We start from the raw sequence: 15,535 nt of genomic DNA on the forward strand, positions 1-15,535 counted from the left end.
GTGCAGAGCCGTGGCAAAAGGCAAGGGCGAAGGCGTCACCATCGTCATCAGGAAGGAGGAGGGGGGCGAGGGCGGCCACCATGGCGGCGCGTGGAAAGTCGCCTACGCCGACTTCGTCACCGCCATGATGGCCTTCTTCCTCCTCATGTGGCTGCTCAACGCCACGACGGAGGAGCAGCGGCGGGGACTGGCCGACTACTTCAACCCGACGAACGTGATGGGCCAGCGGCCCAGCGGCTCCGGCCAGCCCTTCGGCGGCCGCACGCCGAGCGAATCGGGGCCGATGGCCTCCAACGCCTCCTCCATGCGGGTGGAGACAGGCCCGCGCCCGGTCGTTTTCGACCTCGAGGAGGACGACAGCGACACGCCCGCCACCCCCGTGGAGCGCCGCGAGGGCCCGAAGGGCGACGACGAGACGGCGACCCCCGCCCGCCTCCGGACCGAGCAGGCTGCCGAGCGCCGCGCCGCTGAGGGAACCGGCACGCCCGGCAACCGGGAGGCCGGGACCGGCCCCGCCGATGTCGCCAAGGCGGGCACCGAGGCCCTGCGGGAGGAATTGGAGAAGCGCGAGCGCGAGGGCCTGGACCGCCTGGCCGAGCAGGTGCGCGCGGCCGTGCGCGACGACCCCGCCCTGGCCGACCTAGCCCGCCAGCTTCAGGTGGAGCAGGTGCCGGAAGGGCTGCGAATCCAGCTGCTGGACGCCGAGCGCCAGCCGATGTTCGCCCTCGGCGGCAGCGCGCCGGCGGATAAGGCAAAGGCGCTGCTGGCAAAGGTGGCGGCGGTGATCAACCGGGTGCCGAACGCCGTTTCGATCACCGGCCACACGGACGCGACGCCCTTCCGCCCCGGCGCGCGCTCGAACTGGGACCTTTCGGCCGAGCGCGCCAACGCCACCCGGCGGCTGCTGGTGGAGGGCGGGGTGGCGGAGTCGCGCATCCGCAGCGTCGCCGGCCTAGCCGAGCGTGAGCCACTTCTGCCCAACGATCCCGGCAATGCCGCCAACCGCCGGGTCTCCGTCCTGCTCCTGCGCGAGAACACGAGGAACGCTGCGCCATGACGACAATCATCGGCTTCGTCGTGATGATGATCACCGTCTTCGGCGGCTACACGCTGTCGGGCGGCAAGTTCGACATCATCCTGCACGCCCTGCCGCTGGAGGGCATGATGATCGGCGGCGCGGCGGTCGGCGCCTTCGTCATGTCGAACTCGATGCACGACGTGAAGCACACGCTCGCCGGCTTCGGGAAGATCTTCAAGGGCGCGCGCTTCCACAAGAGCGACTACGTGGAAATGCTCTCGTTGCTCTACTGGTTCGTGCGCCTCGTGCAGACCAAGGGCGCCATGGCGCTGGAAGCGCATATCGAGAAGCCCGACGAGAGCCCCGCCTTCGCGAAGTTCCCCAAGATCAAGGCGAACCACCACGCCGTCGCGATCATCTGCGACTATCTCCGCATGGTCGGCATGAACGCCGACGACCCGCACCAGATCGAGGACGTGATGGCGCGGGAGCTGAAGAAGCTGAAGGAGGAGGAGCTGCACCCCTCCCACGCGATGCAGAGCATGGCGGACGCGCTTCCGGCCCTCGGGATCGTCGCGGCGGTGCTCGGTGTCATCAAGACCATGGCCTCGATTGACCAGCCGCCGACGGTGCTCGGCAGCATGATCGGCGGCGCGCTGGTCGGCACCTTCCTCGGCGTGCTGCTGGCCTATGGCGTGATGGGTCCCATGGCCGCGCGCCTGAAGGGTGTGGTGGACGAGGAGACAAAGTATTTCGAGGTGATCCGCGCGGTGCTCGTGGCGCACCTGCACGGCAACGCGCCTCAGGTCTCGGTGGAAACCGGGCGCAAGATGGCACCCACCGCCTACATGCCCTCCTTCCAGGAATTGGAAGCGGTGCTGCAGGATTTGCAGATCGCCTGAGGGCCGCGCTACGCCAGCGGCCATGGACGACACAGCCCCCTTCCACGACCTCATCGGCATCACCCTGGAGGAATGGCGCGACGGCTATGCCCGCCTCGCCCTCGAGGTGGAGCGGAAGCACCACAACCGCAGCGGCGTGCTCCACGGCGGCGTGCTGCTCGCGATGATCGACCAGGCCGGCGGCTATTCGGGGCTGTTCTGCACTGTCCCTGGCAACGTGCGCCGAGCGGTGACGGTGGACATGGACTGCCGCTTCACCGGGCAGGTGACCACCGGCCGCATCGTGGCCGAGGGCCGGATCGTCACCGCCGGGCGCAACATCTTCTTCACCCGCACCGAGGTGCTGGGGCCGGACGGCAAGCTCGTGGCCTACGGCGCCGGCACTCATCGCTGGCGTTCCGGCAGCCAGGTGCCGGAGGGCGTGCCGGCCGATTCGCCCTTGCGCTGAGCCGGCTCAGACCCGGAAGCGGTATTCCCGCCCCGGCACGCGCTCGATGTCGGGCGGGCGATCCTGGCGGCCTCGGCGGCAGAGAAGGAGCTGCGGGCGGCGAACCAGCCTGCGCGCTCGTCATAGGCCAGGTTCTCGCGCCGGGCACATGTCATTGGTGCGGGAAGAGGATCAGGCCCCGCCCCAGTTCATGGTCAGCCCGCCATCCATCACAATCGTCTGTCCCGTGATGTAGTCGGCATCGGGGCTGGCAAGGAAAAGCGCGAGCTTCGCGATCTCCTCGGGCTGCCCGGCACGGTGCCAGGGAATCTCCTTGAAGGAGGCCTCCCGCTTGGCGGGATCGTCCAACCGTTCCTGCGTCATCGGCGTCTGGATCAACCCGGGCGCGATGCCGACGACGTTGATCTTATGGGGCGCGAGTTCCACCGAGAGGCTCCGGATGAAGGAGCCGACCCCCGCCTTGGACATGCCGTAGGGGGCACTGCCATCGGTCGGCAGGTGCTGGGCGACGGAAGAGACGTTGATGATCTTGCCCCCTCCCCCCTCCTTGCCATGGGGCGGCAGGCGGTAGCGGAGGAAGGCGCGGGCGCACCAGAGCGGCCCCATGAGGTTGGTGCGGATCACCACCTCCACGTCCTCGTCCGCGATCTCGGCAACGGGCTTCTTGCCACCCATGCCCTTGCCGGCGTTGTTCACGAGGATGTCGGGAATGCCCAGCGCGTTCCGGGCCGCCTCGAAGGCGGCATCGACGGATTTTGACTCCATCACCTCAAGCTGCGTGACGAAGGCGCGGCGGCCCGCGGCCTCGACGCGCTGGGCCGTCTCGCGTGCCCCCGCCTCGTCGGTATGCCAGGTGACGGCAATATCCGCCCCGGCACGGGCGAGGGTGACCGCGATCTCCGCGCCGATGCCGGAATCCGATCCGGTGACGAAGGCCACCTTGCCCTGAAGAACCATGCCCCCGCCTCCGTTCACCTGCGCCGTTTCAAGCGCGGGAACGGAGGCGCAGTTGCCCCTCAGCCCTTGCGAAGGGTGCGGAGATTGGCGCTAACGCGCCGGCGGGCCGGGCTGGCGGCGGCGGCCATGACGGCGGCCGGGTTCTCGCCCCGCATCGCCGCGCGGCCGGCGGCGAACCAGCCGTCGGCGAAGGCGCGCTGCTTCTCCAGCGCCATGCGCGTCAGTTCCGAGCTGGCGCTGGCCGGACTGGCCATCAGGTCGGCGCTGCGCAGCGCGAAGACCCAGCCGGCCTGCCAGGCGAAGAGGGGCCAGTTAGCCCCGGCCCCCTTCCGGCCGCTCACAGCTTGGCCATTACGGCTTCGGCGCTGCTCACGTCGAACGCGCCGGGCTCCTCCACGCCGACATAGGTGACCTTTCCGTCCTTCAGGATGAGGGCGAAGCGCTGGGCGCGGACGCCGAGGCCGCGGGCAGTCAGGTCCTGCTCCAGGCCGAGGGCCTTGGTGAAGGCGGCGGCGCCGTCGGCGAGCATGGCCACCTTGTCCTCCACGCCCTGATCCTTCGCCCAGGCCTGCATCACGAAGGCGTCGTTGACGGCCACGCAGGCCACGGTGCCCACGCCCTTGCCCTTCAGGGCCGCGGCCTGCTGCACGAAGCCGGGCAGGTGCTTGGCGGAGCAGGTGGGGGTGAAGGCGCCGGGCACGCCGAAGAGCACGGCGGTGCCGGTGCCGAGGAGAGCGGCGGTATCGACCTCCTTCGGGCCCTCCGCGCTCGCCTGCATGATCTTGACGGAGGGGATGGCGTCGCCGGTCTTGATGGTCATGGGGGGTCCCTGCAGCGGATGGAGCCGGCAGTTTCGGCGCCGGTTCCGCCGCCCTGTCAACGCCCGTCCACCGCCGGACGCGAAGCTGCACAGCGGAGGCAGCGGGCGGGTTGCACCACTCGGGGGGCACCGCCATCTTCGCGGGATGACGAGGCGCCCGAAGGACAAGGCTCCCCTTCCCCCCTCCTTCGACGAGGAGATGGAAGAGGCGGAAGCCGAGAGCCCACCGATCCAGCTCTCCCGCATGAAGCAGCCCCCGGCAGAGGAGGGCTGGCTCGGCGGACAGCTGCTCATTGCCATGCCGAGCATGGAGGACCCGCGCTTCGCGCGCTCCGTGATCTGCCTCTGCGCCCACTCGGCCGAGGGGGCGATGGGGATCGTGCTGAACCGCGCCATCGAGAACCTCACCTTCGACGACCTGCTGAAGCAGCTCGACGTGACCCCTGTGCCCCCGGCGCGGCGCATCCGCCTGCATGCCGGCGGTCCGGTGGAGGGCGGGCGCGGCTTCGTGCTGCACACCGGGGATTGGTCGAGCGACAGCAGCCTGACCATGGATGGCGGCTTCGCGCTGACCGCCAGCGTGGACATCCTCAAGGCGATCGCGGGCGGCGGCGGGCCACGCCAGGGCCTGCTTGCCCTCGGCTATGCCGGCTGGGGCCCGGGCCAGCTCGAGAGCGAGATCCAGCACAACGCCTGGCTGAACGTCACGCCGGACGAGGCGATCCTCTTCACCGAGGAGGACCAGGACGCGAAATGGCGCCGGGCGCTGGCGAAGCTGAAGGTGGACCCGCTGCTGCTGGTGGGCACCGCCGGGCGGGCCTGAAGGCCGGGCGCCCGGGCGCCGGGGTTGACACCCGCCCCGCCCTGCCGCTCTTGCGGGCCCCTACACGACCAGCATCAGGCCCCTCCACCATGCACGCCTATCGCACTCACACCTGCGGCGCGCTCCGCGCGTCGGACGCCGGCAGCACCGTCCGGCTCTCCGGCTGGGTGCACCGCAAGCGCGACCATGGCGGACTGCTGTTCATCGACCTGCGTGACCATTACGGCCTGACGCAGTGCGTGGTGCCCGCCGGCTCCCCAGTCTTCGAGGCCGCCGACAACCTGCGCCCCGAGAGCGTGATCACCGTTACCGGCGCGGTTGTCGCGCGCGAGGCAGGCACGGTGAACCCGAAGCTGCCGACGGGCGAGGTGGAGCTGAGGGTGGCCGAGCTCACCGTGCAGTCCCCGGCCGATGTCCTGCCGATCCAGGTGGCCGGCGACCAGGAATTCCCGGAGGAGCTGCGCCTCCGCTACCGCTTCCTCGACCTTCGGCGGGAGAAGCAGCACCGGAACCTCATGCTCCGCTCGGGCGTGATCGCCTCCATCCGCCGCCGGATGATCGAGCAGGGCTTCACCGAGTTCCAGACGCCGCTCCTGACGGCCAGCAGTCCGGAGGGCGCGCGCGACTTCCTCGTGCCCTCTCGCCTGCACCCCGGCAAGTTCTACGCGCTGCCCCAGGCGCCGCAGATGTTCAAGCAGCTGGCGATGGTCGCCGGCTTCGACCGCTACTTCCAGATCGCCCCCTGCTTCCGCGACGAGGCGGCGCGCGCGGACCGCTCCCCCGGCGAGTTCTACCAGCTCGACTTCGAGATGAGCTTTGTCACGCAGGAGGATGTTTTCGCGGCCATCGAGCCGGTCATGCACGGCGTCTTCGTCGAGTTCGGCGGCGGCCGCACCGTGACGCCCGCGCCCTTCCCGCGCATCGCCTACGACACCGCGATGCTCGAGTACGGCTCGGACAAGCCGGACCTGCGCAACCCGCTGAAGATCACCGACGTCACCCAGCACTTCGCGGGCTCAGGCTTCGGGCTCTTCTCGAAGATCGCGGCCTCGGGCGGGATTATCCGCGCCATCCCGGCGCCCGGCGCGGCCGACAAGCCCCGCGGCTTCTTCGACAAGCTGAACGAGTGGGCGCGCGCTGAGGGCGCGGGCGGCCTCGGCTACATCCAGTTCGCCGCCGACGGCGCGAAGGGCCCCATCGCCAAGAACCTCGAGGCGGACCGCGTGGAGGCGATCCGCGCCGCCTGCGGGCTGAACCCCGGCGACGCCGTCTTCTTCGCCGCCGGGGTGAAGGAGGACGCCCAGAAGTTCGCGGGCGCCGTCCGCACGCGCCTCGGCAACGAGCTCGGCCTGATCGAGGAAGGCGCCTTCCGCTTCTGCTGGATCGTCGATTTCCCGATGTACGAGGCGAGCGAGGAGAAGCCGGGCGGCATCGACTTCAGCCACAACCCCTTCTCCATGCCGCAGGGCGGGCTGGAGGCGCTGAACTCCATGAATCCGCTCGATATTAAGGCTTATCAGTACGACATCGTCTGCAATGGCATCGAGCTCTCCTCGGGCGCCATCCGCAACCACCGGCCGGACATCATGATCCGCGCCTTCGAGATCGCCGGCTACACCGCCGACGAGGTGGAGGAGCGCTTCGGCGGCATGCTGAACGCCTTCCGCTACGGCGCCCCCCCGCATGGCGGCTCCGCGCCGGGCATCGACCGCATGGTGATGCTGCTGGCCGACGAGCCGAACATCCGCGAGATCACCCTCTTCCCGCTCAACCAGCAGGCGGAGGACCTGATGATGGGAGCCCCGGCGCCGATCGAGCCCTCCCGCTGGAAGGAACTGTTCCTGAAGCCGGACATCCCCCCGGCGAAGGCCGCCACTAAGCCCGCGGGCGCGGTTCGCGAGGAAGCCGCTGGCACGCAGGGTGCAACACCGGGGAAGAGCACCTAAGTCAGGCCCGAACCGGAAAGGCACCTCGATGCGCCTGCGCTCTCTTCTCGCCACCACCGCCGCCCTGGGCATGACGCTCGCCCTGGCCGGGCCTGCGCCCGCCCAGCAGCCCGCCCCTGCGGCGGCGCCTGGGGCGGCGCAGGCCGCCGTCCTGCCGGGCTCGGAGGAGATGGTGGCCCATCGCGGCGCCTATCGCCTCAGCTTCGACAAGGCGCGCGACAGCTCCGACATCTCGCGGGCGGAGGGCGTGATGCTGTTCGAGGTGCTGGACGCCTGCGACGGCTGGGCCAGCCGCCAGCGCCTCACGATGCGCCTGCAGGACCGCGACGGCCAGACGATCGAGACCGCCTCCGACTACGCGACCTGGGAGAGCAAGGACGGTCGTCGCCTCCGCTTCTCGATGACGCAGATGACGGGCGGCGCCGTCAGCAACCGCATCACCGGCGAGGCGGTGCTTCAGTCCGACGGCTCCGGCAGCGCCAACTACGACCAGCCGAGTGCGCGGCAGGAGGCGCTGCCGCCCGGCACGCTCCTGCCCATGGCGCACACCATCCGCGCGATCGCGGCGGCGCGCTCGGGCCAGCGCATCCTCAACGTGCCCCTCATGGACGGCACGAGCGAGGACGGGGCGCAGGAGAGCACCACCATCGTCTCCCCCTGGAAGCGCGAGGCGGACGCGCAGCCGCGCTTCCCGCTATTGGGCGGGCAGGAGAGCGGGCGCATGCGGATCGCCTTCTTCGGCAAGGACAACAGCGGCGGCGGAGCCTCCTCGCCCGATTACGAGGTGGGGCTGCGCTACTACGCGAACGGCGTCGCCGATGACCTGAACATGGATTTCGGCGAGTTCTCGGTGAACGGGAAGCTGGAGACGCTGGAGGCGGTGCCGGGCGGCTGCTGAGGCCGCCCAGACCCGGAAGCACCCTTAGAGGTTGAAGGCGGCGCGCAGGCCGACCGCTTGGAAGTCCCGCCCGGGGCCGTCCAGCACCGTGGTGCCGTTCTCGTAATGGGCGGCAAGGCGGAGGCGGTCGGTCGGGTACCAGTTCAGCCCGAGGGTCAGGACGGATTGCCGCGCGCCGCGTGAGCCCTGCCTGAGGTCGACGGTGCTGTACCGGCCGGCGAGTTCGAGGGCACCGGGAAAGCCGCCCGCCTCGGGCCGCTTCCAGGTGCCGCTCTCCGCCGCTCGCTGGCGGGGCGGGCCGACCAGGGGCATCAGGGCCTGGACGTACCAGCCCTCGAAGCGGGCATCGGGACCCGAGACGGCGTCCACGGCGACCCGCTGCCACACGCCCTCGAGATAGACCGGGCCGAGGCGGACCGAAGCCTCCGGTCCCGCGGCCCATGCGCCGTCCGCGCGGATGCTGCCGCTGTCGAGGAAGCGGCGGCTGTCCACGCGAAGCTCGGGATAGTCGCGCAGGCGGATGGACTCCGGCCCGGGGCTCGTGCCCGGGTGAAGCTGCACCGCGGCGTCCAGGCCGAACTGGACCTGCAACCCCGGGCGGTCCACCGCCAGCAGCACGGCGCGTCCTGCCAGGCCGCGCTGCCGCTCGTCATGGGGCGTGGAGGCGACGCCGCCGGTGACATAGGCGCTGGCGTTCCAGCGGGCGCCCTCCCCGCCGATCGCGCCGTTCCCCTCGGCGCCGATAGCTGTCCGTGTGCTGCCGGAGGCGAGGGAGCCGACGACGTTGCTGATCGCTGCCCTCTCCAGGAAGGGAAGATCGAAGGATGAGCCGGCAAAATCGGGCAGGTGCTGGAGGGTGAAGGCCCCGGCGCGGATGGTGGTGCCCCGCAGGCCGGTATAGGCGACCTGCGCCTCGAAGAGGTTGCCGTAGTCGTTCGGCGAGGCGCCCCCGAACTCCCAGGTGAAGGCGTAGGAGAAGTCTCTCAGCACCGTGCCGCGCACGCCCAGCCGGCCGCGCCGGAGGTTCACGCCGCTGCGGTAGCCGCCCGGCTCCTCCTGGCCGAAGAAGGAGCCGGCATCGGCGTCCAGGCGAAGCGTGGGGCGAAGGGTGAAGTCGCCGCCCCCGAGTTGCAGCGTGGGCGCCGGGCCGTTCCAGCGGAGGCCGTCGGGGGATGGCACGGCATTCCCCTCCTCTGCCATGGCCGGGCCGGCCACCAGAAACGCCATGATCAGGGCGCGGCGGAGAAGGCGTGGAAAAAGCGGCCTCGGACGAGCAGGCATGGCGTACCCCCGCCGCGCTGATCGCGGCCTGGGGCTCGTAGCCGCCTTCGCGACCGCGCGCGCTCGTCCCTGAGCAGGCTGGAGGGGTTGTGATCGCCAGGCCGGCCAGGAACGGGCGCGAAAGGCCCGCCCCCGCTACGGGCTAGCGCGTCGGAAGCGCGCCGAGCTTGTCCAGCAGGACGGACGCGGCATCCACGCAGGCGCGGGTGGATTCACCCTCGGCGCACTGGATATGGATCTCGTCATCGTTGCGCTGAAAGTAGAAGCTCGCCGCGCGGGAGGGCGGCGGGGGCCGGTGCCAGCCGCGCACGGGGCCGTAGGCCTCCATCATCATCGGCCCGTGCATGCCGGGGCCTCCGTCCGGGCCCGCCATGCCGGGCCCGCGCGGCCCAGGCCCAGGCCCGGGCGGCGGAGGCGGCACCGGGGCCTGCACCTGGGGCGGTGGCGGCGGTGCGGCCGGCGGGGGCGCGGGCTGGGCCAGGGCGAGCCCTGCGGCGCCCATCAGGCCCAAGGCCGCGGCGAGGAACAGGGGCTTTTGCATGGCAGGAATCCTCTTCGCCGGTCCTTCGGGTGAAGCATCCTGGCGCGAGCGGGGTTTCCGGTGCGCGGCGGCAGGATACGGATGGTAACGACGCCCCTCCCCTAGTCCGGCACCACGGCGCAGGTGATGCGGGAGATGCAGGCCAGGCGCCCGTCCGGCCGGCGGATCTCGGTCTGCCAGACCTGGGTGGAGCGGCCGGTATGGATCGGGCGGCACTCCGCCGTGATCTCCTGGCCCTCCGGCACGGGGGCGATGTGGTTCGCGTTGATCTCGATGCCCACGCAGTGGAAGCCCTCCGGCACCGCGAGGAAGGAGGCGACGCTGCCTAGCGTCTCCGAGACCACGACGGAGATGCCGCCATGCAGCACCCGCCAGGGCTGGACGTGGCGATGGTCGATCACCATCGCGGCACGGAGGTAGTCCGGGCCGATCTCCGTGAAGCGAAGGCCGAGATGGCCGGGCGCGCCGGCCCCCAGGCGGTCGGTCAGCTCCTCCAGCGTCGTCTGCTTCTTCCAGATGGCCGGGGCTGTGTCGGGCGGGGTGCTCATGGGGCGATGGGGGCAAGCTGGCGGCGGGCCGTCAAGCCGCCCCGGCGGGAGAGGCGCGCCCAGCGCCAGCTCATCGCCGCAGCGACGCCGAGCAGGCCAATGACGAGCCCGGCCCAGATGCCCGCGGGCCCGAGCCCGGCCGGGAAGGCGAGGGCCAGGGCGGCGGTGAAGCCCAACGCCCAGTAGCCTGCGGCCGCGATCAGCATCGGCGCGCGCGTGTCGTGCAGGCCCCGCAGCGCCCCGGCGCCGACGACCTGCACCCCGTCGCTGAGCTGGAACAGCCCCGCGAGGAAGAGAAGGGTCGCGGCCAGGGCGGCGGTCTCCGCCGAGCCTGGCGCGGCAGGATCGAGGAACAGGCCGACGAGCGCCCCCGGCGCCAGCAGCATCAGGGCGGCCATGGGCCCCATGAAGGCGGTGGAGAGAAGGATAGCCGTCCAGCCGGCCCGCCAGGCCGCACGGGGCCGGGCGGCGCCGATCGCCAGCCCCACCCGCGTGGTTGCCGCCTGCGCCAGGCCGAGGGGGATGGCGAAGGTGGTGCTGGCGATCTGCAACGCGATGGCATGGGCCGCGACCGCCCCGGCGCCGAAGGCCCCCATGACGAGGCCGACCGCGCTGAACAGCCCGATCTCGAGCAGCATCTGCGCGGAGATCGGCAGGCCGAGCCGCAGCACCTTGCCGAGCCGGGAGGGGTCGAGGCGCCAGAAGCGGCCGAAGAAGCGGTAGCGCCGCAGGCGCCGGTCGCGCGCGACGACGAGGGCGAGGGCGGCGAACATGAAGATGTCGGCGCTGGCGCTCGCGATCCCGGCACCGCGGACGCCGAGCGCGGGGGCGCCAAGATGCCCGAAGATGAAAGCCCAGCCGACGAGCGCATTGAGCGGCACCGCGAGCACGCCGATCACGAGCGGCGCCCAGGGCCGCTCCATCGCGGCCATCAGGCCACGCAGCGTCAGGAACAGGCCGAACGCCGGAATGCCCCAGAGCACGGCGCGCATGAAGTCCTGTGCCGGCCCGGCCAGGGCGGGATCCTGCCCGAGGGCCCGCAGCACCGCGCCCCCGTTCCACAGGATGAGCATGCCTGGGATGGAAGCGAGCACGGCACCCCAGAAGCCTGCGCGCAGCGTGCGGCGCATGGCGCGCACATGCCCGACGCGGCGCCCCTTCTCCTGCGCCAGCATGGCGGCGCTGGCGAAGGAGAGGCCGAAGCCGGGCGAGAGCACGGTCCAGAGGATGGTGCCCGAAAGGGTGACCGCCGCCAGCGCCTCCGTGGAGAGATGGCCAAGGAAGGCGGCGTCGGTGGCCAGCAGGGCCATTTGGGAAAGATTGGTCAGCGCCATCGGCCAGGCGAGGAGAAGGGTGGCGCGCGCTTCCTCCCACCAGCCGGCGCGGCCGGGTATTGCCTTGTTCATCCCGGCTATGTGGGGCCTCCACCCCGGCGATGGCAGGCGGGCGGGCGCGGTTACCGCCGAGGCATGCTTCGGTTCGAATTTGCCACGATCTGCTGCGGCGTTGGCACGGGCGGGCGCGAGTGGCAGGTTCGTCCCATGCGCGGTGCCCGTCCGTTCGGGCCTCCGATCCGCAAGAGGAAACACCCCCATGCAGCGTCGAACCGCCCTCACAGCCCCCCTGATCGGGGGCACCGCCCTGGCGCTCTCCACCGTGGCTGACAGGGCCGAGGCGCAGCCGGCCGGCGTGGCCTTCGACGAGATGCTGATCCCCGGCAGTCAGGCCGGCACGCAGATCTACCTCCGGAACAAGCGGCCTGAGGGAGGCGCGGCCCCGCGGCCGGACCGGGTGATCCTCTGCGTTCATGGTGCGACCTACCCCGCCAGCACGGCCTTCGACCTTGCCCTCTCCGGCGTGTCCTGGATGGACTACATGGCCGGTCGCGGCTTCGACGTGTGGAGCCTCGACCTCGTGGGCTATGGCCGCTCTACCCGGCCGCCGGCCGACACCACCCCGCCGCCGACGCAGGGGGAGCAGGCCGTGGCCGATATCGGGGCCGCGCTCAAGCACATCCGCGAGGCGCGCGGCGTCCAGAAGACCGGGCTGATCGGCTGGTCCTGGGGCACGGCCCTCGTGGCCCGCTTCGCCGCCGATAATCCGGGGCTGGTGGACCGGCTGGTGCTCAACGCGCCGCTCTGGCTGCGGGACGCCTCCAACCGCGGGGCGGTGCCGGTGCCCGACGGGCCGCTCGCGGCCTATCGCACGGTGACGCGGGCCCAGGCGCGGGAGCGCTGGATGAACGGGGTGCCCGACAACAAGCGGGCCGGGCTGATCCCGCCGGGCTGGTTCGAGCACTGGGCGGACACGACCTTTGCGACCGACCCGGAAGGGGCCCGCCAGGTTCCCTCCGTGCTGCGCGCGCCCAACGGCGTGCTGCAGGACATCCGGGACTACTGGGATGCCGGCAAACCCTTCTACGACCCGGCGAAGGTGACGGTGCCGGCGCTGCTCGTGCTCGGCGAATGGGACCGGGACACGCCGCCCTCCATGGCCAACACGCTCTTCCCGCTGATGGTGAACTCCCCGGGCAAGCGGCTGACCATCCTGGCGGAGGGAACCCACACGATGATGCTGGAGCGCAACCGGGGCGCCCTGTTCCAGGCGGTGCAGGTCTTCCTGGAGGAAGCCTTCGCCTGAGGGCCCGGTCGGGCGCCCGGTGCGGGGGTGAGCGACGGATAAGCCGCCGTGCTATGAGGCCGGCATGACACGGGGGAAGTCTGGACGATGAAGCTGCTGCGATACGGGCCCGCGGGCGCCGAAAAACCGGGGATGCTGGACGCGGGCGGGGTGATCCGCGACCTCTCCGACGTGGTGCCGGATCTCGGGGGCGCGACCCTCTCGCCGGAAGGCCTGGCGCGGCTCGCGGCGCTGGACCCGGCCTCCCTCCCCGCCGTGGAGGCGGGCGTGCGGCTCGGCGCGCCCGTGGCCGGCACGCGGAACTTCGTGGCGATCGGCCTCAACTACGCCGACCACGCCGCGGAGAGCGGGGCGGCGGTTCCGAAGGAGCCGATCATCTTCCTCAAGTCGCTCAACTCCCTCGCCGGGCCCGACGACGACATCGCCATCCCGCCGGATAGCCAGAAGAGCGACTGGGAGGTGGAGCTGGCGATCGTCATCGGCACCACCGCCCGCCGCGTCTCCGCCGAGGCGGCGCTGGACCACGTGGCAGGCTATGCGATCTGCAACGACGTGTCCGAGCGGGAATGGCAGCTCGAGCGCGGGGGAACCTGGGACAAGGGCAAGAGCGTGGACGGCTACGGCCCCGTCGGCCCCTGGCTGGTCACGGCCGACGAGGTGGCGGACCCACAGGACCTCTCGATGTGGCTGGAACTCGACGGCAGGCGGATGCAGGACGGCTCCACGCGGACGATGATCTTCGACGTGCGGACGCTCGTCTCCTACACCTCGCGCTTCATCACGCTGCACCCCGGGGACATCATCACCACAGGCACGCCCCCGGGCGTCGGGCTGGGCATGAAGCCACCGGTCTACCTGCGGCCGGGCCAGGTGATGCGGGTAGGAATCGACGGGCTTGGGGTGCAAACCCAGCGGACCATCGCGGGGTAGGACAGGTTTGCGGCGCCTAGGGTCGGACTGCCGCGGCTGAAGTTCCCGCCTACGGCCGCCAGAGAGGGCTCCGCCCTCTCCGGACCTCACCCGCCAAGGGCCTGAGGCCCTTGGATCCCCATCTGGCTGGCACGGATGCGGTGATTGAGGGCCGGTTCCCTCTCGGCGCCCTTCCTTTGATGGCAGTCGCCTCGGGTCCACGACCCGAGGCGCACCGGCCGCATGGCCTTTCAAACAGACCGAAAAAGATGATGGTGAGGGGTCCGGGGAGAGGAAGAATTCCTTCTTCCTCTCCCCGGAGTCACTCGCGCGCCGCGTTCAGAACCGAAACCTGCCGTCACTCCTCGACGATGACGCTCACATGGGCCGAGACCACGCGCCACCCCTCCGGGAACCGCGCCCAGGCTTGGCTCTGGCGCCCGACCTTTCCCATCATGGTGTCACGGTGGAACATCGTGTTGGCCGTCGCGAAGTCGCGGCCATAGGTGGTGATGACGGTGCGCGACAGGGTGCGCATGAGGCCCACCGAAGGGCGGGCACGGCGGAAGGCGCGGATCTCATCCATGCCGTAGAGGTTCTCGGCCGCGCCGTAGCGGATGGTCTGGGGGGCGTCGCGGAACAGTTCCTCCAGCACCGGCACGTCATTGGTGATGAGCGCCTGTTCGTAGCGGGCGAAGGCGGCCTCGACCTCGGCGCGAACCTCGGGGATGTCGATCTCCACGCAGGGGTATCCTTTCAGGGATTGGGGTCAGCGTCTGCGGGCGAACCAGAAGCCGATGATCCCCGCCGCGGCCAACCAGGCCTTGGTGGGAATCCGGATGGCCGCCTCCTTCCGGAAGCCGCCATAGACGGCATGATCCGCGGGCGCCGTGAAGAGGTTGCCGTCGGAGGGCGCGGCTCTGGGCGCGTTGCCGAGCCCGCGGCGCATCACCTTGCCCATCGCCCAGCGCAGCGGGCCGGGTGCGATGGTGGAGGCCAGGCGCATGGCCCAGGCGGCGGGCCCCACGGGCGTGGCATCGCGCGGCTCCTCGATGAGGGCGGCGATGGCCTCCGCCACCTTGAAGGGCGAGGTCATGGGGCCGCCGACCTCGATGCGGTGACCCGAATGGTTTGCGCCGTGGCGCAGGCCGGGCGTGTCCACGACGGCGGGGAAGACGTCGCAGATGCTGATGCCCGGCCATTCCTGCAGCTCTGCCCGCAGCGATTCCGTAAAGGCCCGCGCCCCCGCCTTGGAGGCGGCGTAGGAGGCTGCGAAGGGCGTCGGCACCCAGGAACCGATGGAGAGGGTGTTGATGAGCACCCCCCGCCGCCGCCCCTTGAAGAGGGGCAGCACCGCGTGGGCGCCGTTGACGATGCCCAGCAGGTTGGTGCGGATGGTCTGGGCATGGGCCTCGGCCGGCGTCTCGTCGAAGGGGCCGATGGCGCCGATGCCGGCATTGTTGATCCAGGCGTCGATCCGTCCGAAGCGGATGCGTGCGGCCTCGGCCAGCTGCTGAACGGCGGTGGCGTCGGTGACATCGGTGGGGAAAGCGATGGCCTCCGCGCCCAGACGCTCGCACTCCTCGCGCACCGTCTCCAGCGTGTCCGCCCGGCGGGAGGCGAGGACGAGCTGCGCGCCGCGGCGGGCCAGGAACTGCGCGGTCGCCCGGCCGATGCCGCTGGAGGCGCCGGCGATGACGACCACGGCTCCCGCGACCGGAAAACCCGGGGCCTGGGCGCGGGCGGGCTCGGGGGCGAGAGGCATGGGCGGGCTCCTGCAAGGTTCGATAGGCCGGTCGATGGG

At 71.1% G+C, this 15,535-nt stretch carries 17 protein-coding genes; 8 read left to right on the top strand and 9 right to left on the bottom strand.

All coding sequences use genetic code 11. The features are described 5' to 3' along the window. The first annotated feature begins 10 nt into the window (after positions 1-10). From BO39_RS20305 to BO39_RS20315, 3 genes are read left to right on the top strand one after another with little or no spacing between them, the layout of a single operon-like run. Complete coding sequence (locus BO39_RS20305) at positions 11-1,057, top strand: flagellar motor protein MotB (protein ID WP_043836877.1); 1,047 nt, start codon at positions 11-13, stop codon at positions 1,055-1,057. Continuing rightward, a complete protein-coding gene (motA, locus tag BO39_RS20310; RefSeq protein ID WP_043836878.1) occupies positions 1,054-1,920 on the top strand; it encodes a flagellar motor stator protein MotA in 867 nt (288 codons plus the stop codon). Before BO39_RS20305 ends, motA begins: the two co-directional genes overlap by 4 nt. Before the next feature lie 22 nt (positions 1,921-1,942). Further along, the gene (locus tag BO39_RS20315; RefSeq protein ID WP_043836879.1) at positions 1,943-2,368 is read left to right on the top strand and encodes a PaaI family thioesterase; all 426 of its coding nucleotides are present in this window, start codon (positions 1,943-1,945) and stop codon (positions 2,366-2,368) included. A 171-nt stretch (positions 2,369-2,539) separates the two neighbouring features. On the opposite strand, the gene BO39_RS20320 is transcribed toward BO39_RS20315, so the two are convergent. The 3 genes from BO39_RS20320 to BO39_RS20330 are packed head-to-tail and all read right to left on the bottom strand — an operon-like array spanning position 2,540 to position 4,145. Next, positions 2,540-3,325, bottom strand: coding sequence for an SDR family NAD(P)-dependent oxidoreductase (locus tag BO39_RS20320; protein ID WP_043836880.1), 786 nt, complete (start codon positions 3,323-3,325; stop codon positions 2,540-2,542). A 59-nt stretch (positions 3,326-3,384) separates the two neighbouring features. Continuing rightward, on the bottom strand, positions 3,385-3,666 hold the full coding sequence (locus BO39_RS20325; RefSeq protein ID WP_043836881.1) for a hypothetical protein: 282 nt from the start codon (positions 3,664-3,666) through the stop codon (positions 3,385-3,387). Next, entirely contained in the window at positions 3,663-4,145 is a 483-nt protein-coding gene (locus tag BO39_RS20330) for a peroxiredoxin (protein ID WP_043836882.1), read from the bottom strand. The genes BO39_RS20325 and BO39_RS20330 overlap by 4 nt, the downstream gene beginning before the upstream one ends. Before the next feature lie 145 nt (positions 4,146-4,290). Here BO39_RS20330 and BO39_RS20335 point away from each other — a divergent pair, with 145 nt between their 5' ends. The 3 genes from BO39_RS20335 (at position 4,291) to BO39_RS20345 (ending at position 7,812) form a co-directional block, all read left to right on the top strand. Then, complete coding sequence (locus BO39_RS20335) at positions 4,291-4,968, top strand: YqgE/AlgH family protein (RefSeq protein ID WP_084698301.1); 678 nt, start codon at positions 4,291-4,293, stop codon at positions 4,966-4,968. A gap of 89 nt (positions 4,969-5,057) precedes the next feature. Beyond that, on the top strand, positions 5,058-6,914 hold the full coding sequence (aspS, locus tag BO39_RS20340; RefSeq protein ID WP_043836883.1) for an aspartate--tRNA ligase: 1,857 nt from the start codon (positions 5,058-5,060) through the stop codon (positions 6,912-6,914). A 28-nt stretch (positions 6,915-6,942) separates the two neighbouring features. Then, entirely contained in the window at positions 6,943-7,812 is an 870-nt protein-coding gene (locus BO39_RS20345) for a cell envelope integrity EipB family protein (RefSeq protein ID WP_043836884.1), read from the top strand. 24 nt (positions 7,813-7,836) lie between these two features. Here the strand turns inward: BO39_RS20345 and BO39_RS20350 are convergent, their stop codons facing one another. The 4 genes from BO39_RS20350 to BO39_RS20365 form a co-directional block, all read right to left on the bottom strand. After that, positions 7,837-8,991, bottom strand: coding sequence for an OprO/OprP family phosphate-selective porin (locus BO39_RS20350; RefSeq protein WP_169742795.1), 1,155 nt, complete (start codon positions 8,989-8,991; stop codon positions 7,837-7,839). A 244-nt stretch (positions 8,992-9,235) separates the two neighbouring features. Further along, entirely contained in the window at positions 9,236-9,634 is a 399-nt protein-coding gene (locus BO39_RS20355; protein WP_043836886.1) for a hypothetical protein, read from the bottom strand. Positions 9,635-9,735: 101 nt separating this feature from the next. Then, positions 9,736-10,182 carry a PaaI family thioesterase gene (locus BO39_RS20360; protein ID WP_043836887.1) on the bottom strand — a complete coding sequence of 149 codons (447 nt, stop codon included), beginning with the start codon at positions 10,180-10,182 and terminating at the stop codon, positions 9,736-9,738. Further along, positions 10,179-11,588, bottom strand: a complete 1,410-nt coding sequence (locus BO39_RS20365; RefSeq protein ID WP_043836888.1) for an MATE family efflux transporter — start codon at positions 11,586-11,588, stop codon at positions 10,179-10,181. The genes BO39_RS20360 and BO39_RS20365 overlap by 4 nt, the downstream gene beginning before the upstream one ends. A 187-nt stretch (positions 11,589-11,775) precedes the next feature. Between BO39_RS20365 and BO39_RS20370 the strand changes: the two genes are divergently transcribed. Further along, the gene (locus tag BO39_RS20370) at positions 11,776-12,822 is read left to right on the top strand and encodes an alpha/beta hydrolase (RefSeq protein WP_043836889.1); all 1,047 of its coding nucleotides are present in this window, start codon (positions 11,776-11,778) and stop codon (positions 12,820-12,822) included. 87 nt (positions 12,823-12,909) lie between these two features. Continuing rightward, positions 12,910-13,752: a fumarylacetoacetate hydrolase family protein gene (locus BO39_RS20375; RefSeq protein ID WP_043836890.1), complete on the top strand. Its 843-nt coding sequence runs from the start codon at positions 12,910-12,912 to the stop codon at positions 13,750-13,752. Positions 13,753-14,089: 337 nt separating this feature from the next. Here BO39_RS20375 and hpxZ read toward each other — a convergent pair whose 3' ends face one another. Beyond that, positions 14,090-14,473, bottom strand: a complete 384-nt coding sequence (hpxZ, locus tag BO39_RS20380; protein WP_043836891.1) for an oxalurate catabolism protein HpxZ — start codon at positions 14,471-14,473, stop codon at positions 14,090-14,092. A 27-nt stretch (positions 14,474-14,500) separates the two neighbouring features. Further along, a complete protein-coding gene (locus tag BO39_RS20385) occupies positions 14,501-15,496 on the bottom strand; it encodes an SDR family oxidoreductase (RefSeq protein ID WP_052402356.1) in 996 nt (331 codons plus the stop codon). Positions 15,497-15,535: the final 39 nt, after the last annotated feature.

The sequence above is a fragment of the Roseomonas aerilata DSM 19363 genome, from assembly GCF_000711725.1.
Classification (GTDB): domain Bacteria; phylum Pseudomonadota; class Alphaproteobacteria; order Acetobacterales; family Acetobacteraceae; genus Roseomonas; species Roseomonas aerilata.

What these genes read in the sequence shown, in the direction of transcription:
- motA (WP_043836878.1), top strand. Translation starts at nt 1,054, where the DNA reads ATGACGACAATCATCGGCTTCGTCGTGATGATGATCACCGTCTTCGGC.
- BO39_RS20315 (WP_043836879.1), top strand. Translation starts at nt 1,943, where the DNA reads ATGGACGACACAGCCCCCTTCCACGACCTCATCGGCATCACCCTGGAG.
- BO39_RS20320 (WP_043836880.1), bottom strand. Translation starts at nt 3,325, where the DNA reads ATGGTTCTTCAGGGCAAGGTGGCCTTCGTCACCGGATCGGATTCCGGC.
- BO39_RS20330 (WP_043836882.1), bottom strand. Translation starts at nt 4,145, where the DNA reads ATGACCATCAAGACCGGCGACGCCATCCCCTCCGTCAAGATCATGCAG.
- BO39_RS20335 (WP_084698301.1), top strand. Translation starts at nt 4,291, where the DNA reads ATGACGAGGCGCCCGAAGGACAAGGCTCCCCTTCCCCCCTCCTTCGAC.
- aspS (WP_043836883.1), top strand. Translation starts at nt 5,058, where the DNA reads ATGCACGCCTATCGCACTCACACCTGCGGCGCGCTCCGCGCGTCGGAC.
- BO39_RS20345 (WP_043836884.1), top strand. Translation starts at nt 6,943, where the DNA reads ATGCGCCTGCGCTCTCTTCTCGCCACCACCGCCGCCCTGGGCATGACG.
- BO39_RS20355 (WP_043836886.1), bottom strand. Translation starts at nt 9,634, where the DNA reads ATGCAAAAGCCCCTGTTCCTCGCCGCGGCCTTGGGCCTGATGGGCGCC.
- BO39_RS20360 (WP_043836887.1), bottom strand. Translation starts at nt 10,182, where the DNA reads ATGAGCACCCCGCCCGACACAGCCCCGGCCATCTGGAAGAAGCAGACG.
- BO39_RS20365 (WP_043836888.1), bottom strand. Translation starts at nt 11,588, where the DNA reads ATGAACAAGGCAATACCCGGCCGCGCCGGCTGGTGGGAGGAAGCGCGC.
- BO39_RS20370 (WP_043836889.1), top strand. Translation starts at nt 11,776, where the DNA reads ATGCAGCGTCGAACCGCCCTCACAGCCCCCCTGATCGGGGGCACCGCC.
- BO39_RS20375 (WP_043836890.1), top strand. Translation starts at nt 12,910, where the DNA reads ATGAAGCTGCTGCGATACGGGCCCGCGGGCGCCGAAAAACCGGGGATG.
- BO39_RS20385 (WP_052402356.1), bottom strand. Translation starts at nt 15,496, where the DNA reads ATGCCTCTCGCCCCCGAGCCCGCCCGCGCCCAGGCCCCGGGTTTTCCG.